We start from the raw sequence: 24,239 nt of genomic DNA, 5'->3' as shown, positions 1-24,239 counted from the left end.
GACAACGTGCGCACGCGGCTTCTCTAGAGTAGGCCTCAGTTCAAGGAGACCGACATGCCCCAATCCGATCCCCCGGCCCGCGAGCGCGACGACGACGCCAGGCCCAGCGCCGCGCAGAAGCGCACGCCCGGCCCCGACGTGCAACCGGCCGACGCGGGCACGCCCGCCAGCGGCAACACCGGCACGCCTGCCACACCCGTGATGAAGCAGTTCTCGAAGACGGATGCGGAACGCGGCGGCCGGCAGCGCTGAGCGAACGGCCATGAAGCGCAAGAAGGCGCCCGACGCCATCGACCTGCTCGATGCCGACCACTTGCTCGCGCACGAGCTGTTCGAGCGCTACCGGGAGCTGGTGCGCACCAAGGCGGCGGCGCCGCAGCGGCGCGCGCTGGCGGAGGAAATCTGCATGGAGCTGACGATCCATGCGAAGCTGGAGGAGGAGCTGTTCTATCCGGCCGTCCGCGATGCGCTGCGCGACGACGACCTGGTGGACGAGTCCGAGGAGCAGCATGGGAGCGCGCGCGAATTCATCGCGCAGATCCTCACGGGGTCGCCTGACGACGAGCTGTACGACGCGAAGGTCGCGGTGCTGGCTGGTTACGTGGAACGCCACGTGCGCGAGGAACGCGAGCAGGTCTTCAATCGCCTGCTGGCTTCCGGCCTCGACCTCCACGCGCTCGCCACGTCGATCACGGCGCGCAGGGAGGAGTTGCGCACGGTGGCGGAAGCGTTACGCGAGGAGACGCTTTCGAACGCGGCGACGTAACTGGTTGCCTGGCGCCTGTGCCTTGTCCTACAGGTGTCGACAGTTGAGGCCGACAACGCCGGTACCCCGGTTCCCTAGAGTTTGCATCAGACGGCGCGAAACGCTGTCCGGACACTCAAGCAAATCACCCAAGGAGTAAACCATGAACACTGTTCCGATGGCGCGCTGCGCCGCCCTGGCCCTGATGGCCGCCCTCTCACTCGCCGCCTGCGGCGAACGCAATGCGACCGACACCTCGACGTCGTCATCGACCACCACCACGCCGTCATCCAGCACGACGTCGCCCAGCACCGCCACCACCAGCCCCAGCACGAGCTCGACCGATTCCACCGCCAGCACCGGCACCACGGGTTCCACGGGCACGACGGGCACCACCGGTTCCACCGACACCACGGCTTCCACCGGCACCACCGGCACCGGCAGCGGAACGTCGATGGGCGCGTCCGGCACCACCACGACCGATCCGGCCACGAGCGGCTCGACCATGGGTGCCACCGGTTCGACGGGCTCCGGCACCATGGGTTCGGGCACGACGGGCAGCGCCTCCGGGACGGGCACGTCCGGCACGACGGGCACCGGCTCCACCTCGACGACCCGCTGACCATGAAGCGCGCGGCAGCCTGGATCACAGGGCCCCTGGCGGCGGCATTCGCGCTGGCGTTGGCCGGCTGCGACCGGGCGCCGCAGAACGCCAATGCCCCGGGTAGCCCGGGCACGGGGAACCCGGCCCAGGTCGCCGCGCCGCAAGCTCCCGACGGCCCGCCTGGCGGCCCGTCCGGAATCAAGGGCTCGGCGCCGCACACCGGCGCTTCGGGCGCCGACGTCGTGCCGGGCACGACCGGCCGCGGCAGCACGGATCCCGGGACTTCCCCGGCGGCGCATTCCACGCAGGCCGGGTCCGGCCTGCATGGCGGGCTGGGCGCGGCAGCGGATGCGGGCGGCGCGGCCACCCCTGCCACGACACCGGCCCCCGCCGCCGATGCGTCCGCCATGGGCGCGGCGCGCGGCAGCCCGGATTCGAACTCCCGCAGCGAGGTCGGCGCGCGCTAGGAGCCTAGGCGGCGCAGAACGCGCCCGCATCGCTGTTGCCTTCCCGCCAGCGCGCGGTGACACTGCGCGCCATGGCCACGTTGCACACCCGTTGCTGCATCGCCGGCGGCGGGCCGGCCGGCATGATGCTGGGACTGCTGCTTGCGCGCGCCGGCGTCGACGTGCTCGTCCTGGAAAAGCACGCGGATTTCCTGCGCGATTTCCGCGGCGACACGGTCCATCCCTCCACGCTCGAAGTCCTGCACGAACTCGGCCTGCTCGAGGACTTTCTCGCGCGGCCGCATGACAAGGCTTACGACATCCACGTGGACATCGGGGGCGAGCGCGCCCACATTGCAGACTTCCGCCGCCTGAAGACGCGCTGCGGCTTCATCGCGATGATGCCGCAATGGGAGTTTCTCGACTTCCTGCGCGACGAGGGCGAACGGCACGCGAGCTTCCGCGCATTGCTGCGTACGCGTGCCGAGGGCTTGATCGACGAGGGCGGACGCGTCGTGGGCGTGCGCGCCGCCGGCAGCGACGGGCCGCTCGAGATTCGCGCTGACCTCGTGGTCGGCGCCGACGGCCGGCATTCGACGCTGCGCGGCGCGGCGGGCCTGCCGGTGCGCGACCTCGGTGCGCCGATCGACGTGCTGTGGATGCGCGTCACGAAACTGCCGACGGACGTCAGCGGCAGCGGCGGGCGCGTCGGCACCGGCCGCTTCGTGGCCCTCATCGACCGCGGCAGCTATTGGCAATGCGCCTTCGTCATCCACAAGGGCGGCATCGAGGCGATCCGGGCCCGCGGCCTGCCGGCGTTCCTGGCTGACTTCGCGGCGCTCGTGCCGCGGTTTGCCGGGCGGCTGGCAGCCGACCTGCCCGACTGGGAAGCGATCAAGCTCCTGAGCGTGAGCGTGGACCGGCTGGAGCAATGGTGGAAGCCGGGTTTGCTGTGCATCGGAGATGCCGCGCACGCCATGTCACCGATCGGCGGCGTGGGCATCAACCTGGCGATCCAGGACGCCGTGGCAGCGGGCAACATCCTGGGCCCTGCGTTGGCCGACCCGGCTTGCACCCCTGCGGCGCTGGATGCATTGCTGCCGCGGGTGCAGCAGCGCCGCCTGTTCCCGACCCGCGTGACGCAGGCGGTGCAGGTGGCCGCCCAGAACCGGCTGATCAACCCCTTGCTGGACAGCACGCAGGCGCCGCGGATGCCGGCCGCGCTGAAGTTGTTGAACCGCTTTCCGGCGTTGCGCGCGCTGCCCGCCTATGCCGTCGGTATCGGGGCGCGGCCGGAGCATGTCCTGCCGGCCCGGAAGAAAAGCTAACCGCGCTCCACCGGCAGCCTGGTGTCCCGGCACCACTCGCTCCAGCTTCCCGCGTACAACGCTGTCGGCCCGAGCCCCGCGACTTCCATCGCGATGGCGTTGGGCAATGCGCTCACGCCGCTGCCGCAGTGATGCACCACCGTCGCCGGATCGCGCCCGCCCAGCAACTGCTCGAATTCCTCGCGCAACTGCGTGGCCGGCTTGAATTTGCCGTCGGGCCCGATGTTCAGGGCGAACGGGCGGTTCAGCGCGCCGGGGATGTGGCCCGCCACCGGGTCGAGCGGCTCCACGTCCCCTTTGAAGCGCGCATTGGCGCGCGCATCGATCAGCGTCTGGCCCGGGCCGCCGAGGCGCCCGGCGACATCCTTCGTCGTGGCCAGCCGGCGCAGCGGCTCGCCCAGTTCGAAGTTCGACTGGAAATGGGACGGTTCCGTGCCGGAGCGCACGTCACCACCCATGGCCTGCCAGGCCGGCAGGCCGCCGTCGAGGACCGCGACGGCCTCATGGCCCGCCCACTTCAGCATCCACCACAGGCGGCCGCAGTAGTTGGCGCCCTGGCGGTCGTAAACCACCGCCTGCATCTCGTTGGAGAAGCCCACGGAGGACAGCCACACCGCGAATTTCTCGCGGCTGGGCAGCGGGTGCCGGCCGCCTGAAGCGGCATCGGGATGCGGGACGTAGTTGCCCTGGCCGTCCGGTGTGCCCTTGTCGCTCAGCGCGTGGTCGAGGTGCGCGTAGACCGCGCCGGCGATGTGCGCGTCGCGGTACTGTTCCTCGCCCGCGGCAGGGTTCATCAGTTCGAAGCTGCAGTCGAAGACCATCAGCGGCGCGCCGGCCGCGCGCAACGCCTGCAGTTCGGCGACGGAAATCAGTGTGCTGTAACTGGCCATGGCGGACTCCTGATGCTTGGCGAACTCCTAGTGCTCTTCCCCGGGCGCGTCCGGCGCCGCGCGTGAGCGCAGCACGGTCGCCGCGATGCCGCTGCCCACGATCAGCGCCATGCCGATCCAGCCGACCATGGGGATCTGGTCGCCGAACAGCAGCAGGCTGTAGAAGGCGCCGAACACGATGCCCGAGTATTGCAGGTTGGCGACGACCAGCGTGGCGCCCTGGCTGTAGGCGCGGGTCATGCAGAGCTGGCCCAGGGAAGCGAGCAGCCCGACGGGCAGCAGCCACAGGGCGTGCATCCAGTCCCAGGGTGAAAGGCCGGTGAAGAGCATGCCGGCGGCGCCCGCCACGGCCGAGCCCACGGCGAAATAGAACACCGTGCGCGACTCAGGCTCGCCCAGCTTGCCCAGGGCCATCACCTGCAGGTAGGCGAAGGCGGCCATCATCCCCGAGAGCAGGCCCACGGTGCCGGCGAACATCTGGTTCTGCGCGATGGTCGGCCGCAGCATCAGGATCACGCCCACGAAGCCGGCCAGCACGGTCGCGGCCAGCAGCCCCTGCCGCTCCGGCAGCGGCGCGCCGCTGCGCGGGTTCCACGCGGCCAGCGCGCCACCCACCAGGAAAGCCGCGACCCACACGCTGCTCATGTAGTTGAGCGTCATGGCGGTGGCCAGCGGCAGGAAAGCCAGCGAGTAGAACCAGGCCCCAAGCGAGAGCACGCCCACCATGCTGCGCCAGGCGTGCATGCCCGGGTAGTGGGTGGCCAGCGATTCGCGCCGCGAGCGCGCCCACAGCCACATCAGCAGCATGCCGATGAGGCCACGGTAGAACACGAGTTCGGCCGCGTTGAACCAGGCCGAGGAGATCTTCACGCACACCGCCATGGTGGCGAAGAAAAAGGATGCCGCCAGCATCCAGAGCGCTTGCATTCCTTAGCGGAGAGCCGGGTCGTCCGCGCCGATGGCTCCCCTGTACCACTCGTGGAAATGCTGCATGCCGTCTTCCATGGGGCTCTGGTAGGGGCCGACCTCGTTGTCGCCGCGGTCCATCAGTGCCTTGCGGCCGGCATCCATGCGCAGGGCGATCTCGTCGTCCTCGACGCAGGTTTCCATGTAGGCCGCCTGCTGGGCTTCCACGAACTCGCGTTCGAACGCGGCGATTTCCTCGGGGTAGAAGAATTCGACGACGTTCAGCGTCTTCTGCGGGCCGCGCGGGTGCAGCGTCGAGACCACCAGCACGTTCGGGTACCACTCCACCATCACGTTCGGGTACAGCGTGAGCCAGATCGCGCCGTGCTTGGGCGGCTGGCCGTCCTGGTAGCGCAGCACTTCGTCATGCCACTTGCGGTAGACGTCCGAGCCGGCCTTGCCCAGCTTGCCGGCCACGCCCACCGTCTGCACCGAGTAGTCGCGGCCGAATTCCCAGCGCAGGTCTTCGCAGGTGACGAAGTTGCCCAGGCCCGGATGGAAGGGCCCCACGTGGTAGTCCTCCAGGTAGACCTCGATGAAGGTTTTCCAGTTGTAGTCGACCTCGTGCAGCTCGACCCGGTCGAACACGTAGCCGGAGAAATCCAGGTCCGCCTTGGGCCCCAGCTTCGCCAACGTGCGGTTCACGTCGAAGCCGTTGGCCGACTCGAACAGCAGGCCGTTCCAGTTCTGCAGCGGGTAGTTGTTGAGGTTCAGGCAAGGGTCCACCTTGAAGTGCGGAGCACCCAGCAGCACACCGGCCTGTTCATTCTGGCCGGTACTGTAGGTCCAGCGGTGCAGGGGGCACACGATATTGCCGCCTGAGGCCGGGTTGGACTTCGTCGAACCGCGCCCGCGCAGCATCACCGCCTGCCGGTGCCGGCAGACGTTCGAGATGAGCTCGACGCCGGCAGGCGTGCGCACCAGCGCGCGGCCCTCACCTTCGTGGGGCAGTGCGTGGTAGTCGCCAGCTTCGGGCACGGCCAGCTCATGCCCGACATAACGCGGGCCGCGCTGGTAGATGAGCTCCATCTCGCGCGAGAAGAGCGCCGGGTCGAAGTAGCTGGAAACTGGAAGTTGGCTTGCGGCCTGCTGCAGTTGAAGACTTAAATCAGACATTTCACCTGACCTAGAGACTCCCCCTATGAAGGGGCAGGGCCGCGCTTGGGAGCGCGACAGGGGAGGGGATTCTAACCCCCGGGGGGTACCTGGGGGCCGCACCCCTAAAATCCAGCGCTTGCCCCGAAGTATTTGAATGACCGAACCACGTTCCCAATCCCCCGCCAGCTACGAATCCGCCATGGAGGAGCTCGAGCGGCTGACTGCCCAGATCGAGTCGGGCCAGTTGCCGCTGGACCAGCTGCTGGCCGGCTATGAGCGCGGCGCCGAACTGCTGAAGTTCTGCCGCGAACGCCTGCAGGCCGTGGAGGACCAGATCAAGGTGCTGGACGCCGGCGTGCTGAAACCGTGGACTGGCGAATGACATTCGACTTGAAAGGCTGGACCGGCGAACGCGCCGCCGCGGTGGAACAGGCGCTGTCGGCGTGGGTGCCGGCACAGGCGCCCGCGGGCATCGGCGACGCCATGCGTTACGCCGTTCTGGACGGCGGCAAGCGGCTGCGCCCGCTGCTGGTGCTGGCTGCCTGCGACGCTGTAGGCGGCAACGCGGCCGCGGCCTTGCGTGCGGCTTGCGCCGTCGAGCTCATCCACGCGTATTCGCTGGTGCATGACGACATGCCCTGCATGGACAACGACGTGCTGCGCCGGGGCAAGCCCACGGTGCACGTGCAATTCGGCCAGGCGACCGCCCTGCTGGCGGGCGACGCGCTGCAGGCGCTTGCGTTCGAGCTGCTGGCGCCTGACGACGCGGCGATCCCGGCCGCGGTGCAGGCCCGTCTGTGCCGCCTGCTCGCGCAGGCTGCCGGCCATTCCGGCATGGCCGGCGGACAAGCCATCGATCTCGCGGCCGTGGGCCGCTCGCTCACCGAGGATGAACTGCGCCACATGCACCGCTTGAAGACGGGCGCCCTGCTGCAGGCCAGCGTGATGATGGGTGCGGCCTGCGGCGAGCCCTCGCACCTCGCGGCCGAGGGCCTGTCCGGCTACGGCGCCGCGCTCGGCCTGGCCTTCCAGGTCGTGGACGACATCCTGGACGTGACCGCCGACTCCGCCACGCTGGGCAAGACGGCCGGCAAGGACGCCGCGCAGGACAAGCCGACGTACGTGTCCCTGCTGGGGCTGGAGCGCGCCCGCGGCTACGCCGCGGAACTCCTGGAGCAGGCGCGCGTGGCGCTGGCCGCGAGCGGCCTGGCCGACACGCGCGCGCTGCTGGCACTGGCCGAGATGGTCGTGCATCGAGACAATTAGAGAAACCAGGGATCCCATGGCCATGCCCACCTTGCTAGCATCCATCAATGATCCGGCCGATCTGCGCCGGCTGTCGCGTCTCCAGCTGGGCCCGCTGGCCGAGGAGCTGCGGACCTACGTGCTCGAATCGGTCGCGCGGACCGGCGGCCACCTGAGCTCCAACCTGGGCACGGTGGAACTCACCATCGCCCTGCACTACGTGTTCAACACGCCGCACGACCGCATCGTGTGGGACGTCGGCCACCAGACCTATCCGCACAAGATCCTCACCGGCCGGCGCGACCGCATGGATTCGCTGCGGCAACTGGGGGGCCTGGCCGGCTTCCCGCAGCGCGCCGAAAGCGAATACGACACCTTCGGCACCGCGCATTCATCCACCAGCATCTCGGCGGCGCTCGGCATGGCGGTGGCGGCCAAGCAGAAGGGCGAGCAGCGCCGCGCCATCGCCGTCATCGGCGACGGCGCCATGAGCGCCGGGATGGCCTTCGAAGCGCTGAACAACGCCGGCGTGGCCGAGACCGACCTGCTGGTGATCCTGAACGACAACGACATGTCGATCAGCCCGCCGGTGGGCGCGTTGAACCGCTACCTGGCGCAGCTCATGAGCGGCCGCTTCTACGCGGCGGCCAAGGACATCGGCAAGAACGTGCTGAAGGTGGCGCCTCCGCTGTTCGAGCTGGCGAAGCGCTTCGAGGAGCACGCCAAGGGCATGGTCGCCCCGGCCACGCTGTTCGAGAAGTTCGGCTTCAACTACATCGGCCCCATCGACGGCCACGACCTCGAGTCGCTGATCCCCACGCTGGAGAACATCAAGCAGCTGCGTGGCCCGCAGTTCCTGCACGTGGTGACCAAGAAGGGCCAGGGCTACAAGCTGGCCGAGGCCGACCCCGTCGCCTACCACGGCCCCGGAAAGTTCGATCCCGCCGTCGGCCTGGTCAAATCAACGGCGCCGGCCAAGCCCACTTTCACGCAGGTCTTCGGCCAGTGGTTGTGCGACATGGCGGCGGCCGACCCGCGGCTGGTGGGCATCACGCCCGCCATGCGCGAAGGCTCGGGCATGGTGGAGTTCCACAAGCGCTTCCCCGACCGCTACCACGACGTCGGCATCGCCGAACAGCACGCCGTCACCTTTGCTGCCGGCCTGGCCTGCGAAGGGCTGAAACCGGTGGTGGCGATCTACTCCACCTTCCTGCAGCGCGCCTACGACCAGTTGATCCACGACGTCGCGCTGCAGAACCTGCCTGTCGTGTTCGCCCTCGACCGCGCGGGCCTGGTGGGCGCCGATGGGCCGACCCACGCGGGCGCGTACGACATTCCGTACCTGCGCTGCATCCCGAACATGAGCATCGCCTGCCCGTCCGACGAGAACGAGTGCCGGCTGTTGCTGACCACCGCCTACCGGCAGGACCACCCGGTGGCCGTGCGCTATCCGCGCGGTGCGGGCGCCGGTGCCACGATCGCACCCGGGCTTGATGCCTTGCCGCTCGGCAAGGGCCAGCTGCGCCGCGAGGGCAAGCACGTCGCGGTGCTTGCCTTCGGCACGCTGCTGCAGCCGGCGTTGCAGGCGGCGGAGCGCCTGAACCTCACCGTGGCGGACATGCGCTGGGTCAAGCCGCTCGACGCCGAGCTGCTGCTGCAGCTCGCGGCCTCGCACGACGCGCTGGTGACGCTGGAGGAGGGCGCGGTGATGGGCGGCGCCGGCAGCGCGGTGCTGGAGGCCTTGCAGGCCGCTGGCATCGCGAAGCCGGTGCTGCAACTCGGGCTGCGCGACGAGTTCGCGCCGCATGGCGATCCGGCGCGCCTGTTGTCGCTCCAGGGGCTCGATGCGGCGGGCATCGAAGCCGCGATCCAGGCGCGCTTCGCGCAGCACCTGGAACGCAACGCACCCAGCCTCAAAGTGGTGAGTTGATTTCCTCTTCGTTCGAAGCTGAAGGAATGCTGACGAAGACCGCGCGTACGAAGGTTTCAATGCGTGCCGCAAGGGAAAACCCCTGAATACCAAAGTGGATGCAGTCCCGAGAATGTGCAGCGGAAAAGGTCAACACTTAAGTTGACCGCGATCCCTACATTCGTCACCTGCATTTCCCACCAGAGGAGCGTTCCATGGACCGTCGTTCAGTCATCAAAACCACCGGCATCGCCGGGGTGCTCGCCGCGGGCATCGCCCCCGCCGTGCACGCGCAGGCGGCCGTGCGCTGGCGCCTCGCCTCGAGCTTCCCCAAGTCGCTCGACACGATCTTCGGCGCGGCCGAAGTCTTCGCCAACCAGGTGAAGGCCATGTCGGGCGGCAAGTTCGAAGTCTCGGTGCACGCGGCCGGCGAACTCATGCCCCCCTTCGGCGTGGTCGATGGCGTGCAGCAGGGCACCGTGGAAGTTGCGCATACCGCGCCCTACTACTTCTTCGGCAAGAACGAATGCTTCGCGCTCGGCTGCGCCATCCCGTTCGGCCTGAACAGCCGGCAGATGACGGCGTGGATGTACGACGGCAATGGCCTGAAGCTGATGCGCGAGTTCTACGCCAAGTACAACATCGTCAATTTCCCCGGCGGCAACACCGGCGCGCAGATGGGTGGCTGGTACCGCAAGGAAATCAAGTCGCTGAAGGACATGAAGGGCCTGAAGATGCGCATCGGCGGCTTCGCCGGCAAGGTGCTCGAGCGCCTCGGCGGCGTGCCCCAGAACATCCCCGGCGGCGAGATCTACGCGGCGCTGGAAAAGGGCACCATCGACGCCACCGAGTGGGTCGGACCGTACGACGACCAGAAGCTCGGCTTCAACAAGGTCGCGCCGTTCTACTACTACCCCGGCTGGTGGGAAGGCGGTCCGCAGCTGGACTTCTTCATCAACGACAAGGCGTTCAACGGCCTGTCCGCCGAGAACAAGGCCATCGTGCAGGCGGCTGCCGCCGAGGCTCACGTCACCATGCAGGCCCGCTACGACGCCCGCAACCCGGCTGCCCTGAAGCAGCTCGTGGCGGCCGGCACCAAGCTGCGTCCGTTCTCGCAAGACGTGATGGCCGAAGCCTTCAAGCAGTCGCTCGGCCTGTACGAGGAACTGAACGCCAAGAACGAGGACTGGAAGAAGATCTACGCGGACTACTCCAAGTTCCGCGCCGACCAGAACCTGTGGTTCCGCTTCACGGAAGCCACGTTCGACCGCTTCATGCAAAGCCAGAAGCTGTAAGACCACGGTCTTCAGGCACAACGAAAGCCGCACGCAAGTGCGGCTTTTTGTTTTGCATCGCCCGTTTCCTGTGCACCGGGAATGAAACCGATGCCAGTCTTCTGAAAGGGTGCGCAGCGGCCGCGGCTCATCATGCGGGCCGTCGCAATTGCAACCCGCAGGACTGATTCCCATGGACCGTCGTTCCCTCATCAAGCAGGCCGGCATCGCCGGCGTGCTCGCCACCGGCATCGCCCCCGCGGTGCACGCCCAGGCCGCCGTGCGCTGGCGCCTGGCCTCCAGCTTCCCCAAGTCGCTGGACACCATCTTCGGCAGCGCCGAAAAAATGTCGCGCACCGTCAAGGCGCTCTCGGGTGGCCGCATGGAGATCTCCGTGCACGCCGCCGGCGAGCTGGTGCCCGCATTCGGGGTGGTCGATGCCATCCAGAACGGCACGATCGAGATGGCGCAGAGCGCGCCCTATTACTTCACCGGCAAGAACCCGATCTTCGCCTTCGGCTGCGCCGTCCCCTTCGGCCTGACCGCGCGGCAGATGGACGCCTGGATGGAGCACGGCAACGGACGCAAGCTGATGGACGAGTTCTATGCCGCCTACAGCATCAAGAGCATGAGCGCGGGCAACACCGGCACCCAGATGGGCGGCTGGTACCGCAAGGAGATCAAGACCGTCGCCGACCTGAAGGGCCTGAAGATGCGCATGGGCGGCGGCCTGTTCGGCGAGGCGATGGCCAAGCTGGGCGTGGTCGCGCAGAACATGCCGGCCGGCGAGGTGTACCAGGCGCTCGAGAAGGGCACGCTGGACGCCACCGAGTTCGTCGGCCCGTATGACGACGAGAAGCTGGGCTTCAACAAGGTGGCACCCTTCTACTACTATCCCGGCTGGTGGGAAGGCGGCGCCGAGCTCGAGTTCTTCATCAACACCAAGGCGCATGACGCGCTGTCGGCGGAGCTGAAGGAGATCGTGCAGGCCGCCGGCGCCGTTGCCGCGCGCGACATGACGGCGAAGTACGACGCCCTGAACCCGACGGCTCTCAAGCGCCTCGTGGCCGCCAAGACGCAGTTGAAGCCGTTCTCCAAGGAGATCATGGACGCCGGCTTCAAGGCTTCGATGGAAGTGTTCGCCGCGCACGAAGCGAAGTCGCCCGAGTTCAAGAAGATCCACCAGGACATGCGCGCCTTCCAGCGCGACCAGGTGCTGTGGAGCCGGTTCTCCGAGTTCCGTTACGACAGCTACGTCACCACGACGAAGCTCTGATCGGAGCGCTGATCCGGCTTCGTTGGCGAAAGGCCCCCTCAGGGGCCTTTTTTCATGGGTGTCGTGTAGATTCGACTGGTTCATGGACCACAACGTCGCGCTCATCAGCACCATCGCCGCCGGTCTCGGCCTGGCGCTCATCCTTGGTTTCATCGCCGCCCGCCTGCGCTTGCCTGCGCTCGTCGGCTACCTGGTGGCCGGCATCCTGATCGGTCCGTTCACGCCAGGCTTCGTGGCGGACACCAGGCTGGCGGCGGAGCTGGCCGAGATCGGCGTCATGCTGCTGATGTTCGGGGTCGGCTTGCACTTCTCGCTGGGTGACTTGCTGGCCGTGCGCAAGGTCGCGGTCCCGGGGGCCATCGTGCAGATGGCGGCCGCCACGCTGATGGGCATGGGCCTCGCGGTCTGGTGGGGCTGGAGCCTGGCGGCGGCGCTGGTGTTCGGCATCTCGCTGTCGGTCGCGAGCACCGTGGTGCTGCTGCGCGCCCTGGAAAGCCTGGGCCTGGTCGACAGCTTCAACGGCCGGGTCGCTGTCGGCTGGCTGGTGGTGGAAGACCTCGCCATGGTGCTGGTGCTGGTGTTGTTGCCGCCATTGGCGCTGTGGATGAACGGGGATGCGGGGGCCGACGCCGCGAGCTTGCTCACGTCCATCGGCAAGACGCTGCTGCAAGTGGGCATCTTCCTCGCGCTGATGCTGGTGGTCGGCCGGCGCCTGTTCCCCTGGGTGCTGTGGCAGGTGCAGAAGCTGGGCTCGCGCGAGCTGTTCACGCTGTGCGTGGTGGCCGCCGCGGTGAGCATCGCCTACGGCGCCACCAAGCTGTTCGGCGTGTCATTTGCCCTGGGCGCGTTCTTTGCCGGGATGGTGCTGCGCGAGTCGGAATTCAGCCACCGCGCCGCCGAGGAAACGCTGCCGCTGCGCGACGCCTTCGCGGTGCTGTTCTTCGTCTCCGTCGGCATGCTGTTCAACCCGATGGTGCTGCTCGAGCAGCCGCTGCGCGTGTTGTCCGTGGTCGGCATCATCGTGATCGGCAAGTCGCTGGCCGCGGCCGTCCTGGTGCTGCTGCTGCGTTATCCGCTGCACACGGCGCTGACGGTCTCCGCGAGCCTCGCCCAGATCGGCGAGTTCTCGTTCATCCTCATCGGCCTGGGCGTCGCCCTTGGCGTGATGCCGGTCGAAGGCCAGAGCCTGGTCGTGGCGGGTGCGCTGATCTCCATCGCCCTCAACCCCGTGCTGTTCAAGGCGATCGCGCCGGCGCAGCGCTGGCTGCTGGCGCGTTCGCAGCTCGCGCGCGATCTGGCCGCGCGCGACGATCCGCTGGCCGAACTGCCGATGACCACCGACCCCAAGTACCTTTCGCGCCAGGTGGTGCTGGTGGGTTACGGGCGGGTGGGCCGCAAGCTCGCGGCCGCGCTGGCCGCGGACGGCGTGCCCTTCGTCGTGGCGGAGCAGAACCGCGAGATCGTGGAGAACCTGCGCGTGCAGGGCGTTCCGGCGGTGTACGGCGATGCCAGCCTGCCCGAAGTGCTGGTGCAGGCGCACGTGGCGCGCGCCTGCATGCTCGTCATCGCCACGCCGGACATGCTGGGGGTGCGCCAGATGGCCATCAACGCCCGGCTGCTCAACCCTGGCATCGAGATCGTGGTCCGCTCCCACAACGAGGAAGAGGCTCAGCGCTTCGAGGCGGAGATCAACAGCCGCGTGTTCGTCGGTGAAAACGAACTGGCGCTGGCGATGACCCGCCACGTGCTCGCACGCTGCAAGGCCTGAAAGCTTGAGGCTTCCGTTCTAAGGGTTTCGCGTGTTGCGGCAATTCACCAGATAGTGAATAGTGCCTCGCTGGAGGAGTCGCCCCATGGATCTGCCCGAACGCATCGCCGACATCGGAGCCCTCGAGGAGTTGATGAGCCGGCCATCGCCCGCGCTGGCGGCCGACCTGGCGCGCGTTCCAGGGGACGTCCTGGTGCTGGGCGTCGGGGGCAAGATGGGCCCCACGTTGGCCCGAATGGCCAAGCGGGCGGATCCCGGCCGTCGCGTGATCGGCGTCGCGCGCTTCTCCGAGCCTGGCCTGCGCGGCAAGCTGGAAGAACAGGGCATCGATTGCGTCGAGGCCGACTTGCTGTCACGCGAAGCCCTGGCGAAATTGCCCGATGCGCCCAACGTCGTCTTCATGGCCGGCCGCAAATTCGGGTCGACCGGCAGCGAATGGCTCACCTGGGCCATGAATGCGCACGTGCCCGCCCTGGTCGCCGAACGCTATGCGCGCTCGCGCATCGTGAGCTTCTCGACGGCGTGCGTTTATCCATTTGTGCCTGTCACGGGGCCTGGAGCGCCCGAGTCGCTGCCGCCAACGGCGCCATCGGGCGAATACGCCAACTCATGCGTGGCGCGCGAGCGCATGTTCCAGCACTTCTCGCATGCGCACCAGACGCCCGGGCGCATGCTGCGCCTGTCCTATGCCATCGACATGCGCTACGGTGTGCTGCACGACGTCGCGCGGAAGGTGCTGGCGCGCGAGGCCATCGACCTGGCCATGGGCCACGCCAACATCATCTGGCAGGGGGAAGCGAACGAATGGGCGCTGCGGTCGCTCGCGCATTGCGAGACGCCGGTGTCCCCGCTGAACCTGAGTGGGCCGCGCGTGGCGATCCGCGATGTGGCGCAGGCGCTGGGCCGGCGGTTGGGCGTGGAACCGGTGCTGACCGGCAAGGAGGCGGAGACCGCCTGGCTGGTGGATTGCGCCGAGGCTTTCCGGCTGTTCGGTGAACCCAAGGTGTCCCTGGAAACCATGCTCGACTGGACGGCGGACTGGGTGCAAAGGGGCGGTGCCACCTTGGGCAAGCCCACGCACTATGAAGCCCGCGACGGGAAATATTGACCCCCCCGAAGCGCCTGCGGCGCCTCCCCCCAGGGGGCGCCACCGGCGGCCCGGCAAAGCCGGTTCCGCGGTGGCACTGGAAGGGCAACGAGGATCGACATGCATTGGACTGAACTGCCTTCTGAAAGCTTCGCCGTGCTGCGCCGCGGCGCCTGCATCCCCGCGCATTTGCTCGCGCTCGACGCCAACCGGCAACTCGATGCCCGCCGCCAGCGCGCCATGACCCGCTACTACCTCGATGCGGGCGCCGGCGGCGTCGCGGTGGGCGTGCATTCGACCCAGTTTGCGATCCGCGACGTCGGCCTATACGAGCCGGTGCTGGAACTCGCGATGCGTACCGCGCACGAATGGGAACCGATCGGCGGCAAGCGCCCGCTCTTCATGGTGGCGGGACTGGCCGGCCAGACGCAGCAGGCGATGCGCGAGGCCGGCATCGCGCGCGGGCTCGGCTATCACGCCGGCTTGCTCAGCCTCGCCGCGATGCGCGGTGCGAGCGAAGACGAACTGGTCGCCCACTGCAGTGCGGTCGCGGAGGTGATGCCCCTGGTCGGCTTCTACCTGCAGCCTGCCGTGGGCGGCATCCACCTGCCGATGACGTTCTGGCGCCGCTTCGCTGAAATCGACAACGTGGTGGCCATCAAGATGGCGCCGTTCCATCGCTACCGCACGCTGGACGTGATCCGCGGTGTGGTGGCGGCCCGAGCCGAGGAGCGCGTCACGCTCTACACCGGCAACGACGACCACATCGTGCTCGACCTGCTCTCGCCTTTCACCTTCATGCGCGGCGGCCACCCCGTGACGGTGCGCATCCGCGGCGGACTGCTGGGGCACTGGAGCGTGTGGACGCAGAAGGCCGTGCAACTGCTGGACCGGATCCATGCCGCCATCGAGCAGGGCAGCGTGCCGCCCGACTTGCTGGCCCTCGACGCGCAGGTGACCGATTGCAATGCGGCCCTGTTCGACGTGGCCCACGATTTCCACGGCTGCATCGCGGGCTGCCACGAGGTTCTGCGGCGGCAGGGGTTGCTGGAGGGCACGTGGTGCCTGGATCCGGCGGAGGGCTTGAGCCCCGGGCAGGCGGCCGAGCTCACGCGGGTGCAAGCGGACTACCCGCACCTGGCGGACGATGGGTTCGTGGCGGCGCATCGGGAGCGGTGGCTGGCTTGATGCTGGGGGCAACCCGCGTTGACAGCCCGACCGCCAAACCCTAAAGTGCTAATTAACCGTTTAGGGAATTAAACCGGAGACACACCATGAAGAAGCGCTTCCTCCTCCAGGCCGCTGCCGCGGCCGCCCTCGCCGCCGGCTTCGCACTGCCCGCCGCCGCGCAGGCCTGGAAACCGACCAAGCCGATCAACCTGATCGTGCCGTGGGCCGCCGGCGGATCCACCGACCAGATCACGCGCGTGACGGCCGGTGAACTCGAGAAGGTGCTGGGCCAGAAGATCATCGTGGTGAACCAGCCGGGCGCCTCCGGCTCCATCGGCACCAAGAACGCCTGGGAAGCGGCCAAGGACGGCTACACCTGGGCCGCCGGCGCGGCGCAGGACCTCGGCACCTACCAGGCCCTGGGCATGCTGGATGTGCCGGCCAGGGACTGGCACCTGTTCCTGTCGGTGGCCAACATCCCGGTGGTCGGCGTGGGCGCGTCCACCCCCTACCAGAACATGACGCAACTGCTCGACGCCATGAAGGCCAAGCCGGGCGAAATCAAGGTCGCGACGGCAGGGGTCACTTCCGGAGGCCACAACGCGATGGAAGCGATCTCCCGCGCCACCGGGGTCAAGTACCGCCATGTCACTTATGACGGCGGCAACCCCGCGGTGGTCGCCACGGTGTCCGGCGAGACCGACCTCACCACGCAGCTGGCCGTGGAGCAGGCCGAAATGATCCGTGGCAAGCGCATCCGGCCGTTGGCCACGGTGAGCGACCGCCCGCTGGAGATCGAGGGCTACGGCACCATCGAACCCATCAGCAAGTACATCCCCGGCTTCAAGTCGCCGGCCAATTATTTCGGGATCTTCATCCCGAAGGGCGTGCCGCCCGACGTGGTGGCGACCGTGCAGAAGGTCTGGGCCGAAAACATCGCCAACAACGCCGCGATCAAGGCCTACGCGGTCAACCGCGGCGCGCTGTTCGCGCCGGTCGCGGGCGACGCGGCGCTGAACGCCGCGATGCCGGCCATCCAGGCCAACGCCTGGCTGCTGCACTCGACGGGCAAGACCAAGGTGGCGCCCGACACCGTGGGCATCGCCAAGCCTTAACGCACCGGTGAGCATCGAGTCCGGGCCCGAAGGGCAGGTGTCGCCGCGCGCGGACTTCGTGTCCGCGCTGGTTTGGGTTGTGTTCGGTGGTGCCATCGCCGTCGGAGCCTGGCGCATGGACCGGCTGGAAAAGCTCCACATCAACAAGTACGAGATTCCGGGCCTGGTCCCCGGTCTCCTCGGAGCGGCGATCCTCGCGCTGGGGCTGGCACTGGCTGCCCGTTCCATCGCGCGGGGTGCGCTGGGGCCGGCCGGCGCGCCGGCGCCCGTCGAAGCCGGCGCACGCCGCTACATCCTGGTCGTGCTCGGCGCCATGCTCCTCTATGCCGTCGTGCTGGTCGGCCATGGCCTGCCGTTCTGGCTGGCCACAGGAGCCTTCGTCACGGCCTTCATCTTCTTCTTCGACCGCGCGCGGCAGACGGCCCTGGGCCGGACCACCGCGAGGCAGGCGGTCCTGGCACTCACCTGCGGCGTCGCCACTAGCGCCGTGGTGACCCTCGTGTTCCAGAACGTGTTCTACGTCCGCCTGCCCTGATGTTCCAGGGACTCGTCGCCTTCGGCCATTCGCTGGCCGGCTTCCTCACCCCGTCCGCCATCGGGCTGGTGCTGGCCTCCACCTTCGTGGGCGTCGTCATCGGCGCGCTGCCCGGCCTCACCGCGACCATGGGTGTGGCGCTGATGACCACGCTCACCCTGAAGCTGCCGTCGTCGCAGGCGCTGCTGGTGCTGATCTGCACCTACGTGGGCGCCATCTACGGCGGCAGCCGCAGCGCCATCCTGCTCAACATCCCCGGCACCCCCGCCTCGGCCGCGTCGTGCCTGGACGGCTATGCGCTCGCGCGCCAGGGCATGGCCGGCCGCGCCATGGGCATCGCCACCAGCGGGTCGGTCATGGGCACACTGATCGGCATGTTCTTCCTGGCGTTGTTCACGCCGCTGCTGGGCGAGTTCGCACTCAAGTTCGGCGCCTACGAATTCTTCTGGCTCGCGGTTTTCGGCGTGATCATCTCCGCCACGCTCACCGGTGGCGATGCCCTCAAGGGCTGGATTGCCGGTTTCGCCGGGCTGTTCATCGCCACCATCGGGCAGGACGGCATCCATGCCTTCGAGCGCTTCAACTTCGGCAACCGCGACCTGGCCGGCGGGGTGTCCCTAGTGCCAGCCCTGGTCGGCGCCTTCGGCTTTGCCGAAATCCTGGTTGCGATGAGTGAGAAGCGGCCGCCGGTGAAGATCAACGCGCTGGACTCGGTGATCCCGAAGATCCGCGACGTGTTCCAGTACTGGCGCACCATCATCCGCAGCGGCGTCATCGGCACCTTCATCGGCATCGTGCCCGGCGTTGGCGAAGATGTCGCCGCGTGGTCGTCCTACGCGGCGGCCAAGCGCGCCAGCAAGGAGAAGGAGCTCTTCGGCAAGGGCTCGGTGGAAGGCCTGATGGCCGCCGAGACCGGTGACAACGCCTGCGTACCGGGCGCCATCATTCCCGTGCTGACGCTGCAGATCCCCGGCTCGGCGCCGGCGGCCGTGCTGATGGCGGCCATGCTCATCCATGGGGTGAAGCCGGGCCCGATGATCATGATCGAGTCGCCGCAATTCGTCTACGACATCGTCGCGATGATGATGCTGGCCACGATCGGCATCCTGATCTATGGTCTGACCCTGACCAAGTTCCTCGTGCAGGTGCTGCGCGTGCCCACCACCATCATCGTGCCCATCATCCTCGTGCTCTGCACGGTAGGCACCTTCGCGCTCGCCTCGCGCCTTTTCGATATCTGGGTCATGGTGTTCTTCGGGGTGCTGGGCTTCGTGCTGCGGCGCTTCGGCTACCCCATGGCGCCGCTGGTGCTGGGCATCGTGCTGGGCGATCTGCTGGAAAAGAACTTCCGCCGCGGGCTGGTGCTGTCCGACGGGGATCTCTCGCCGTTCTTCACGCGGCCGATCTCCGGTGTGATGTTTGGGCTGATCGTGCTGGTGGTCCTGTTGCGGCTGCCGATGCTGCGGCGGCTGTTCACCCGGCGGCCGGCCACGGAGTCCGCATGAGCTTGAAGTTCGCCCTGTGCAACGAAGTCCTGCAGCCCTTGTCGTTCGCGCAGCAATGCAAGCTGGCCGCCGACCTCGGATACGACGGCCTGGAAGTCGCGCCCTTCACGCTGGCCGCCGACCCCATGACGTTGACCGATGCCGATGCCGCGGCCTTCCGCAAGACGGCGGCGGATCATGGCCTCGCGATCTTCGGCCTGCACTGGCTGCTGGTGGCACCGACGGGCCTCTCGATCGTCGACGCCGACGACAAGGTGCGCGGCCGCACGATGGACGTGATGGAGCGCCTGTGCGAACTGTGCAAGCTGCTGGGCGGCAGCTACCTGGTGCATGGCTCCCCGAAGCAGAGGTCGGTGCCGCCCGGCTCGACCGGCAGCGAAGCCTGGGACCGGGCGCGCGAGTGCCTGGCCACCGCGGCCTTCACCGCGCGCGAATGCGGCGTCACCTATTGCATCGAGCCGCTGGCGCAGCGCGAGACCGACCTGCTGAACACCGTCGCGGACGCCGCCCGCATGGTGCGCGAAGTGGACAACCCCGCGTTCAAGACCATGATCGACTGCAGCGCCGCCGGGCTGGCTGAGACGGAAGAAGTGCATGCGCTGATGTCGAAGTGGATGCCCCAGGACGTCATCGGTCATGTGCAGGTGAACGACCCCAACCGGCGCGGGCCAGGGCAGGGCGAGCTGGACTTCGGTCCCATCGTGCGCACCCTGCTGCAGATGCACGACCTGGGCTACTTCCCCGGCATCGTGGCCGTGGAACCCTTCGACTACGTGCCAGACGGGCCGGGCAGCGCGGCACGCGCCATCGGCTACCTGCGCGGCATCGTCTCGGGGCTGCGCCACCGTGTCTGAGGCGCCGAAATTCAAGCTGCATGAAGTCGCGCTGTACGAGCGGCCCGTCAAGCTGCGCCTGCCGTTCCGCTTCGGCGTGGTCACGCTCACCGAATGCCCGCAGGCTTTCGCGCGCGTGCGGGTGGAGGCGGCCGACGGCACGAGCCACTGGGGTGCCGCTGCGGAACTGATGGCGCCCAAGTGGTTCGACAAGAACCTGGCGTTGTCGAACGAGGACAACTTCGACCACCTGCGGGCCGTGCTGCGGCTGGCCCGTGAGGCGTATCTCTCCGATGCGTCGGGTGCCAGCCCATTCGGCCACTTCGCGCGCCAGCACGACGCACACGCGGTGGAGGGTGCGAAGCGGGGCTTCAATCCGCTGCTGGCGAGCTACGGGCCCGCATTGCTGGACCGTGCCATCCTCGATGCGGTCTGTCGCGCCCAGGGTGTTTCGTTCTACGAAGCGATGCAGCGCAACCTGCCCGGGATCGGGCCGGTGAGGGCCGAGTTCGACGGCCTGGGCATCGACGAGTTTCTCTCGGCGCTGCGGCCCGCCGCCAGCATCCATGCGCGCCACACCGTCGGTCTCCTCGATGCGATCACAGCGGCCGATCTGCGTGAGCGCGTGGGCGACGGCTTGCCCGAAACGCTGGAGGAGGTGATCGCCGCGCATGGCCATCGCTACTTCAAGCTGAAGGTGAGCGGCAACGTGGCGGCGGACCTCGATCGTTTGCAAGCGATCGCGGCGGTGCTGGATCGTGCGGAGGCGCCGTACTTCGCCTCGCTGGATGGCAACGAGCAATACCAGGACGCGGCGGGCGTGCTGGCGTTGGTCGCCGGCATCCGCTCCCGGCCGCTGCTCGCCCGACTCTGGTCATCGATCCTCTTCATCGAGCAGCCCATCGCGCGCAAGGTCGCGCTCGACGTCGACCTGCGCGCAACCGATTTCGGCAAGCCGGTCATCATCGACGAGTCCGATGGCGAACTGGACAGTTTCGTGCAGGCCCGTGAGCGCGGCTACGCGGGCGTGTCGTCCAAGACTTGCAAGGGCTTCTACAAGTCTGTCCTGAATGCCGCCCGCTGTGCCGCATGGAACAGGGAAGAGGGCGGCACGCGCTACTTCATGTCCGCCGAAGACTTGACCACGCAAGCGGGACTTTCCGTGCAGCAGGACCTGGCGCTGGTGAACCTGCTGGGCATCCAGCACGTGGAGCGCAACGGGCACCACTACGTCGACGGGATGGCGGCGTTGCCGGCGGCGGAGCAGGATGCGTTTCTCGCGGCGCACCCGGACGTCTATGAGCGCTCCCACGGGGCGGTGCGGCTGCGGATCGCGGGTGGCGAAATCCGCTTGGCATCGCTCGCGGCGCCGGGGTTCGCGAGTGGAGTGAAGCCGGACTTTTCGGCCATGACGCCGATCTGAGGAAAAGAGGCCGCGCGCAGGGCGCAAGTCTCAAGGCTTCGGCGGATAACGGTGGTACATGAAGAACTCCGCGTCCCGCGCCCAACCCGCGGCGTCGTACAGCTCCTGGGCGGAGACGTTGCCCTGAGCGACATTCAGGCTGACGCGGCAGGCGCCCAGAGACCACGCGTACGCTTCAACCGCCGCGAGCAGGGCCGAGGCAACGCCCGCCCGGCGGCCGGCCTTGGCGACAAACAAGTCGTTCAGGATGAACACCCGGGCCAGCGCCGTCGACGAGAAGCTGGGATAGAGCTGCGCAAAGCCTACGGCTTCGCCCTGGACCGTCGCGAGGAACACCACCGACTCCGCGTGGTTGAACCTGTCATGCAGGAAGGTCCGGCTGGCGGGGAGATCCGCCGCCTTGCCTTGAAACTGCCGGTACTGATCGAACAGTCCGGCGGCCACCTCGAGATCGGCCAGGACTGCCTGACGGACCGCGACTGGATTCATGCCCGGAACATGAGATGTCAGCCGCCTGCGGCGCCTACTTCTTGTTGAACAGCTCGTCGATCTTCTTCTGCTCTTCTTCCGCGCTCTTGTCGGCTTCCGCGGAGCCGGGCAGCGGTTCGGGCTTGAGGTCGACCGATGGTGCGCCGGAAGCCGGCACACCTGGCATCGCGGGCGTTCCAAGGGGCGTTTCCACCGGCATCTCGATCTTCACCTTGTCCAGGTCGTACTTCACTTCCTTGTCGCGCGACACGATGTCGGGGAACGCGATGATGAGGCCGACCATGATGATCTGGAGGCACACGAACGGCACTGCGCCCCAGTAGATCTGGCCCGTGGTGACTGGTGCGATCGGCTGCTTGGTGATGCGGTCGACGTAGGGCTTGTCGGGGGCCACGCTGCGCAGGTAGAACAGCGCGAAGCCGAACGGCGGGTGCATGAACGACGTCTGCATGTTCACGGCCAGCAGGACGCCGAACCACACCAGGTCGATGCCCAGCTTGTCGGCCACCGGCGCCAGCAGCGGGACCACGATGAAGGACAGCTCGAAGAAGTCCAGGAAGAACGCCAGCACGAAGATGAGGATGTTCACCACGATCAGGAAACCGAGCTGCCCGCCCGGCAGACCGGTCAGCAGGTGCTCCACCCACTTGGGGCCATCGACCCCCTGGAAGGTGAGGCCGAACATGGTGGCGCCGATCAGGATGAACAGCACGAAGCACGAAAGCTTGGTGGTGGTGTTCAGGGCCTGCTTGAGCAGCGAGAACGAAAGGCGCTTGCGGGCCATCGCCATCGCGAAGGCGCCCAGCGCGCCCATGGCGCCGCCTTCCGTGGGCGTGGCGATGCCCAGGAAGATGGTGCCCAGCACCAGGAAGATCAGGAACAGCGGCGGGATCAGCACGAAGGTCACGCGTTCGGCGATGCGCGAGAGCAGGCCCAGGCGGGCGACCTTGTTGATCACGGCGATGATGAATGCCAGGCCGACGCCGACGACCATCGACACCACGATGGTCTCGTCCGTGGCCACGCTGGTGACCTCGGTGCCTTTCCACCAGGTCTGGATCTGCGCGTAGTTCTTGCCGAACATCACGGCCGCGGCCGTCGAGATGATGGTCAGCACGAGCAGGGAGGGCGTCCCGCTGTTTCCGTTGGTTTCCCGGAAGACCCGGGCTTCCAGCGGCAGGGCCGGCGTGTGGGCCGGCTTGAACACGGCGACCAGCACCACATAGCCCACATACAGCCCCGTGAGGATGAAGCCGGGAATGAAGGCGCCCTTGTACATGTCGCCCACGCTGCGGCCCAGCTGGTCGGCCAGCACGATCAGCACCAGCGAGGGCGGGATGATCTGCGCCAGCGTGCCGGAAGCCGCGATCACGCCGGAGGCGATGCGGCGGTCGTAGCCGTAGCGCAGCATGATGGGCAACGAGATCAGGCCCATGGAGATCACGGAGGCGGCCACCACGCCGGTGGTCGCGGCCAACAGGGCGCCCACCAGGATCACCGCAATGGCCAGGCCGCCGCGCAACGGGCCGAACAGCTGCCCGATGGTGTCCAGCAGGTCTTCGGCCATGCCGCTGCGCTCGAGGATCAGCCCCATGAGCGTGAAGAAGGGGATGGCCAGCAGCGTGTCGTTCTGCATGATGCCGAACAGCCGCAAGGGCAGGGCCTGCATCAGCGATTCGGGCAGGACACCCATGCTGATGCCGATGACCGCGAAGGCCAGGCCGCAGGCGCCGAGGCTGAAGGCCACCGGAAAGCCGATCAGCAGGAAGACGAACAGGCCCACGAACATGATCGGGGCGAGGTTGTGGGCGATGAGGTCGAACATGGTGTGCTTTCCGGCCTCAGGCCTTGCCCTGCAATTCGGCCTGGCGGCGGATCTCTTCGGCCAGTTCTTCCTCGGCGGTCTTGGCCACGGCCTTCAGCGTGGGATCGGGGATCAGGCCCTGCAGGAAGGCGAGGCGCTTGATCAGCTCCGACAGGCCTTGCAGCATCAGCAACGTGAACCCGATCGGGATCATCAGGTAGACCGGCCAGCGGATCAGGCCGCCGGCGTTGGAAGACATCTCGCCGGAGCGGAACCCCTGCAGGAAGAAGGGCGTGCCGTAATAGAGGATGGCCGCGCACATCGGCATCAGGAAGAAGATGAAGCCGAACACGTCGATCCACATCTGGTTGCGCTTGGAGAACCGCGTGTAGATCACGTCGATCTTCACGTGCTCGCCTTGCAGCAGCGTGTAGCCGGCGGCCAGCAGGAAGGCCGCCGCGAACAGGTACCACTGCACTTCCAGGTAGGCGTTGGAACTGACGTTGAAGACCTTGCGGACGATGGCGTTCACGCCGCTGATCACCGTGGATGCCAGGATCAGCCAGATGACCCACTTGCCCACCTGGCTGTTGAGCCAGTCCACCGCATTCGAGAACTTCAGTAAGCCGCGCATTTTGTCTCCGCTATAGCGAAAGGCCCCCAACTGGCTGGGCGAGTAAGAAGGAAATTCTAGGAGTCGCCTTTCGGGCAAGCCTGACAGCTTGGTGA

24 protein-coding genes are annotated in these 24,239 nt (G+C 67.6%); 18 read left to right on the top strand and 6 right to left on the bottom strand.

The genetic code is table 11. The features are described 5' to 3' along the window. Positions 1 to 54 precede the first annotated feature (54 nt). The 5 genes from FN976_RS22610 (at position 55) to FN976_RS22590 (ending at position 3,123) form a co-directional block, all read left to right on the top strand. Entirely contained in the window at positions 55 to 252 is a 198-nt protein-coding gene (locus tag FN976_RS22610) for a hypothetical protein (RefSeq protein WP_145895341.1), read from the top strand. Between the two features lie 10 nt (positions 253 to 262). Continuing rightward, positions 263 to 766, top strand: coding sequence for a hemerythrin domain-containing protein (locus FN976_RS22605; protein WP_186511102.1), 504 nt, complete (start codon positions 263 to 265; stop codon positions 764 to 766). Positions 767 to 908: 142 nt separating this feature from the next. Beyond that, positions 909 to 1,367, top strand: coding sequence for a hypothetical protein (locus tag FN976_RS22600; protein WP_145895339.1), 459 nt, complete (start codon positions 909 to 911; stop codon positions 1,365 to 1,367). A gap of 2 nt (positions 1,368 to 1,369) precedes the next feature. Continuing rightward, a complete protein-coding gene (locus tag FN976_RS22595) occupies positions 1,370 to 1,816 on the top strand; it encodes a hypothetical protein (protein ID WP_145895338.1) in 447 nt (148 codons plus the stop codon). Between the two features lie 71 nt (positions 1,817 to 1,887). Further along, positions 1,888 to 3,123, top strand: a complete 1,236-nt coding sequence (locus FN976_RS22590) for an FAD-dependent oxidoreductase (RefSeq protein WP_145895337.1) — start codon at positions 1,888 to 1,890, stop codon at positions 3,121 to 3,123. Here FN976_RS22590 and FN976_RS22585 read toward each other — a convergent pair. The 3 genes from FN976_RS22585 to FN976_RS22575 are packed head-to-tail and all read right to left on the bottom strand — an operon-like array spanning position 3,120 to position 6,095. Further along, the gene (locus tag FN976_RS22585) at positions 3,120 to 4,013 is read right to left on the bottom strand and encodes a sulfurtransferase (RefSeq protein ID WP_145895336.1); all 894 of its coding nucleotides are present in this window, start codon (positions 4,011 to 4,013) and stop codon (positions 3,120 to 3,122) included. The genes FN976_RS22590 and FN976_RS22585 overlap by 4 nt on opposite strands. A 27-nt stretch (positions 4,014 to 4,040) precedes the next feature. Next, entirely contained in the window at positions 4,041 to 4,940 is a 900-nt protein-coding gene (locus tag FN976_RS22580) for a DMT family transporter (protein ID WP_145895335.1), read from the bottom strand. A 3-nt stretch (positions 4,941 to 4,943) separates the two neighbouring features. Continuing rightward, positions 4,944 to 6,095, bottom strand: a complete 1,152-nt coding sequence (locus FN976_RS22575) for an aromatic ring-hydroxylating oxygenase subunit alpha (RefSeq protein ID WP_145895334.1) — start codon at positions 6,093 to 6,095, stop codon at positions 4,944 to 4,946. Positions 6,096 to 6,231: 136 nt separating this feature from the next. Between FN976_RS22575 and xseB the strand changes: the two genes are divergently transcribed. The 13 genes from xseB (at position 6,232) to FN976_RS22510 (ending at position 21,217) form a co-directional block, all read left to right on the top strand. Then, positions 6,232 to 6,459, top strand: a complete 228-nt coding sequence (gene xseB / locus FN976_RS22570; protein ID WP_145895333.1) for an exodeoxyribonuclease VII small subunit — start codon at positions 6,232 to 6,234, stop codon at positions 6,457 to 6,459. Further along, complete coding sequence (locus FN976_RS22565; RefSeq protein WP_145895332.1) at positions 6,456 to 7,343, top strand: polyprenyl synthetase family protein; 888 nt, start codon at positions 6,456 to 6,458, stop codon at positions 7,341 to 7,343. The genes xseB and FN976_RS22565 overlap by 4 nt, the downstream gene beginning before the upstream one ends. A gap of 22 nt (positions 7,344 to 7,365) precedes the next feature. Next, the gene (dxs, locus tag FN976_RS22560; RefSeq protein ID WP_145895449.1) at positions 7,366 to 9,252 is read left to right on the top strand and encodes a 1-deoxy-D-xylulose-5-phosphate synthase; all 1,887 of its coding nucleotides are present in this window, start codon (positions 7,366 to 7,368) and stop codon (positions 9,250 to 9,252) included. 194 nt (positions 9,253 to 9,446) lie between these two features. Then, entirely contained in the window at positions 9,447 to 10,526 is a 1,080-nt protein-coding gene (locus tag FN976_RS22555) for a TRAP transporter substrate-binding protein (RefSeq protein WP_145895331.1), read from the top strand. 172 nt (positions 10,527 to 10,698) lie between these two features. Further along, positions 10,699 to 11,781, top strand: coding sequence for a TRAP transporter substrate-binding protein (locus FN976_RS22550; protein WP_145895330.1), 1,083 nt, complete (start codon positions 10,699 to 10,701; stop codon positions 11,779 to 11,781). A gap of 82 nt (positions 11,782 to 11,863) precedes the next feature. Then, positions 11,864 to 13,549: a cation:proton antiporter domain-containing protein gene (locus FN976_RS22545; RefSeq protein WP_145895329.1), complete on the top strand. Its 1,686-nt coding sequence runs from the start codon at positions 11,864 to 11,866 to the stop codon at positions 13,547 to 13,549. 85 nt (positions 13,550 to 13,634) lie between these two features. Then, positions 13,635 to 14,657: an NAD-dependent epimerase/dehydratase family protein gene (locus tag FN976_RS22540; RefSeq protein ID WP_145895328.1), complete on the top strand. Its 1,023-nt coding sequence runs from the start codon at positions 13,635 to 13,637 to the stop codon at positions 14,655 to 14,657. A gap of 99 nt (positions 14,658 to 14,756) precedes the next feature. Next, positions 14,757 to 15,824 (top strand): dihydrodipicolinate synthase family protein, encoded by a 1,068-nt coding sequence (locus FN976_RS22535; protein ID WP_145895327.1) that lies wholly within the window; start codon positions 14,757 to 14,759, stop codon positions 15,822 to 15,824. 86 nt (positions 15,825 to 15,910) lie between these two features. After that, a complete protein-coding gene (locus FN976_RS22530; protein WP_145895326.1) occupies positions 15,911 to 16,921 on the top strand; it encodes a Bug family tripartite tricarboxylate transporter substrate binding protein in 1,011 nt (336 codons plus the stop codon). 7 nt (positions 16,922 to 16,928) lie between these two features. Beyond that, positions 16,929 to 17,456, top strand: coding sequence for a tripartite tricarboxylate transporter TctB family protein (locus FN976_RS22525; RefSeq protein WP_145895325.1), 528 nt, complete (start codon positions 16,929 to 16,931; stop codon positions 17,454 to 17,456). Continuing rightward, positions 17,456 to 18,961 carry a tripartite tricarboxylate transporter permease gene (locus tag FN976_RS22520; protein WP_145895324.1) on the top strand — a complete coding sequence of 502 codons (1,506 nt, stop codon included), beginning with the start codon at positions 17,456 to 17,458 and terminating at the stop codon, positions 18,959 to 18,961. Before FN976_RS22525 ends, FN976_RS22520 begins: the two co-directional genes overlap by 1 nt. Next, a complete protein-coding gene (locus FN976_RS22515; protein WP_255440733.1) occupies positions 18,958 to 19,815 on the top strand; it encodes a sugar phosphate isomerase/epimerase family protein in 858 nt (285 codons plus the stop codon). The genes FN976_RS22520 and FN976_RS22515 overlap by 4 nt, the downstream gene beginning before the upstream one ends. Next, positions 19,808 to 21,217, top strand: a complete 1,410-nt coding sequence (locus FN976_RS22510; protein WP_145895323.1) for an enolase-like domain-containing protein — start codon at positions 19,808 to 19,810, stop codon at positions 21,215 to 21,217. Before FN976_RS22515 ends, FN976_RS22510 begins: the two co-directional genes overlap by 8 nt. A gap of 30 nt (positions 21,218 to 21,247) precedes the next feature. Here the strand turns inward: FN976_RS22510 and FN976_RS22505 are convergent, their stop codons facing one another. From FN976_RS22505 to FN976_RS22495, 3 genes are read right to left on the bottom strand one after another with little or no spacing between them, the layout of a single operon-like run. Further along, a complete protein-coding gene (locus FN976_RS22505; protein ID WP_145895322.1) occupies positions 21,248 to 21,706 on the bottom strand; it encodes a GNAT family N-acetyltransferase in 459 nt (152 codons plus the stop codon). Between the two features lie 34 nt (positions 21,707 to 21,740). Next, entirely contained in the window at positions 21,741 to 23,531 is a 1,791-nt protein-coding gene (locus FN976_RS22500; RefSeq protein WP_145895321.1) for a TRAP transporter large permease, read from the bottom strand. Between the two features lie 16 nt (positions 23,532 to 23,547). Continuing rightward, positions 23,548 to 24,144, bottom strand: a complete 597-nt coding sequence (locus FN976_RS22495) for a TRAP transporter small permease subunit (RefSeq protein ID WP_145895320.1) — start codon at positions 24,142 to 24,144, stop codon at positions 23,548 to 23,550. Positions 24,145 to 24,239: the final 95 nt, after the last annotated feature.

It is taken from the genome of Caenimonas sedimenti, assembly GCF_007833165.1.
Lineage (GTDB): Bacteria > Pseudomonadota > Gammaproteobacteria > Burkholderiales > Burkholderiaceae_C > Ramlibacter > Ramlibacter sedimenti.
This window is presented reverse-complemented; position numbering and strand designations above follow the sequence as displayed.

Excerpts from the sequence above, each read along its gene's own strand:
- FN976_RS22540 (WP_145895328.1), top strand. The coding sequence starts at position 13,635 with ATGGATCTGCCCGAACGCATCGCCGACATCGGAGCCCTCGAGGAGTTG.
- FN976_RS22520 (WP_145895324.1), top strand. The coding sequence starts at position 17,456 with ATGTTCCAGGGACTCGTCGCCTTCGGCCATTCGCTGGCCGGCTTCCTC.
- FN976_RS22575 (WP_145895334.1), bottom strand. The coding sequence starts at position 6,095 with ATGTCTGATTTAAGTCTTCAACTGCAGCAGGCCGCAAGCCAACTTCCA.
- FN976_RS22600 (WP_145895339.1), top strand. The coding sequence starts at position 909 with ATGAACACTGTTCCGATGGCGCGCTGCGCCGCCCTGGCCCTGATGGCC.
- FN976_RS22545 (WP_145895329.1), top strand. The coding sequence starts at position 11,864 with ATGGACCACAACGTCGCGCTCATCAGCACCATCGCCGCCGGTCTCGGC.
- FN976_RS22565 (WP_145895332.1), top strand. The coding sequence starts at position 6,456 with ATGACATTCGACTTGAAAGGCTGGACCGGCGAACGCGCCGCCGCGGTG.
- FN976_RS22500 (WP_145895321.1), bottom strand. The coding sequence starts at position 23,531 with ATGTTCGACCTCATCGCCCACAACCTCGCCCCGATCATGTTCGTGGGC.
- FN976_RS22595 (WP_145895338.1), top strand. The coding sequence starts at position 1,370 with ATGAAGCGCGCGGCAGCCTGGATCACAGGGCCCCTGGCGGCGGCATTC.
- FN976_RS22515 (WP_255440733.1), top strand. The coding sequence starts at position 18,958 with ATGAGCTTGAAGTTCGCCCTGTGCAACGAAGTCCTGCAGCCCTTGTCG.
- dxs (WP_145895449.1), top strand. The coding sequence starts at position 7,366 with ATGCCCACCTTGCTAGCATCCATCAATGATCCGGCCGATCTGCGCCGG.
- FN976_RS22605 (WP_186511102.1), top strand. The coding sequence starts at position 263 with ATGAAGCGCAAGAAGGCGCCCGACGCCATCGACCTGCTCGATGCCGAC.
- FN976_RS22610 (WP_145895341.1), top strand. The coding sequence starts at position 55 with ATGCCCCAATCCGATCCCCCGGCCCGCGAGCGCGACGACGACGCCAGG.
- FN976_RS22585 (WP_145895336.1), bottom strand. The coding sequence starts at position 4,013 with ATGGCCAGTTACAGCACACTGATTTCCGTCGCCGAACTGCAGGCGTTG.
- FN976_RS22580 (WP_145895335.1), bottom strand. The coding sequence starts at position 4,940 with ATGCAAGCGCTCTGGATGCTGGCGGCATCCTTTTTCTTCGCCACCATG.
- FN976_RS22495 (WP_145895320.1), bottom strand. The coding sequence starts at position 24,144 with ATGCGCGGCTTACTGAAGTTCTCGAATGCGGTGGACTGGCTCAACAGC.
- FN976_RS22590 (WP_145895337.1), top strand. The coding sequence starts at position 1,888 with ATGGCCACGTTGCACACCCGTTGCTGCATCGCCGGCGGCGGGCCGGCC.
- FN976_RS22505 (WP_145895322.1), bottom strand. The coding sequence starts at position 21,706 with ATGAATCCAGTCGCGGTCCGTCAGGCAGTCCTGGCCGATCTCGAGGTG.
- FN976_RS22535 (WP_145895327.1), top strand. The coding sequence starts at position 14,757 with ATGCATTGGACTGAACTGCCTTCTGAAAGCTTCGCCGTGCTGCGCCGC.
- FN976_RS22530 (WP_145895326.1), top strand. The coding sequence starts at position 15,911 with ATGAAGAAGCGCTTCCTCCTCCAGGCCGCTGCCGCGGCCGCCCTCGCC.
- xseB (WP_145895333.1), top strand. The coding sequence starts at position 6,232 with ATGACCGAACCACGTTCCCAATCCCCCGCCAGCTACGAATCCGCCATG.
- FN976_RS22550 (WP_145895330.1), top strand. The coding sequence starts at position 10,699 with ATGGACCGTCGTTCCCTCATCAAGCAGGCCGGCATCGCCGGCGTGCTC.
- FN976_RS22555 (WP_145895331.1), top strand. The coding sequence starts at position 9,447 with ATGGACCGTCGTTCAGTCATCAAAACCACCGGCATCGCCGGGGTGCTC.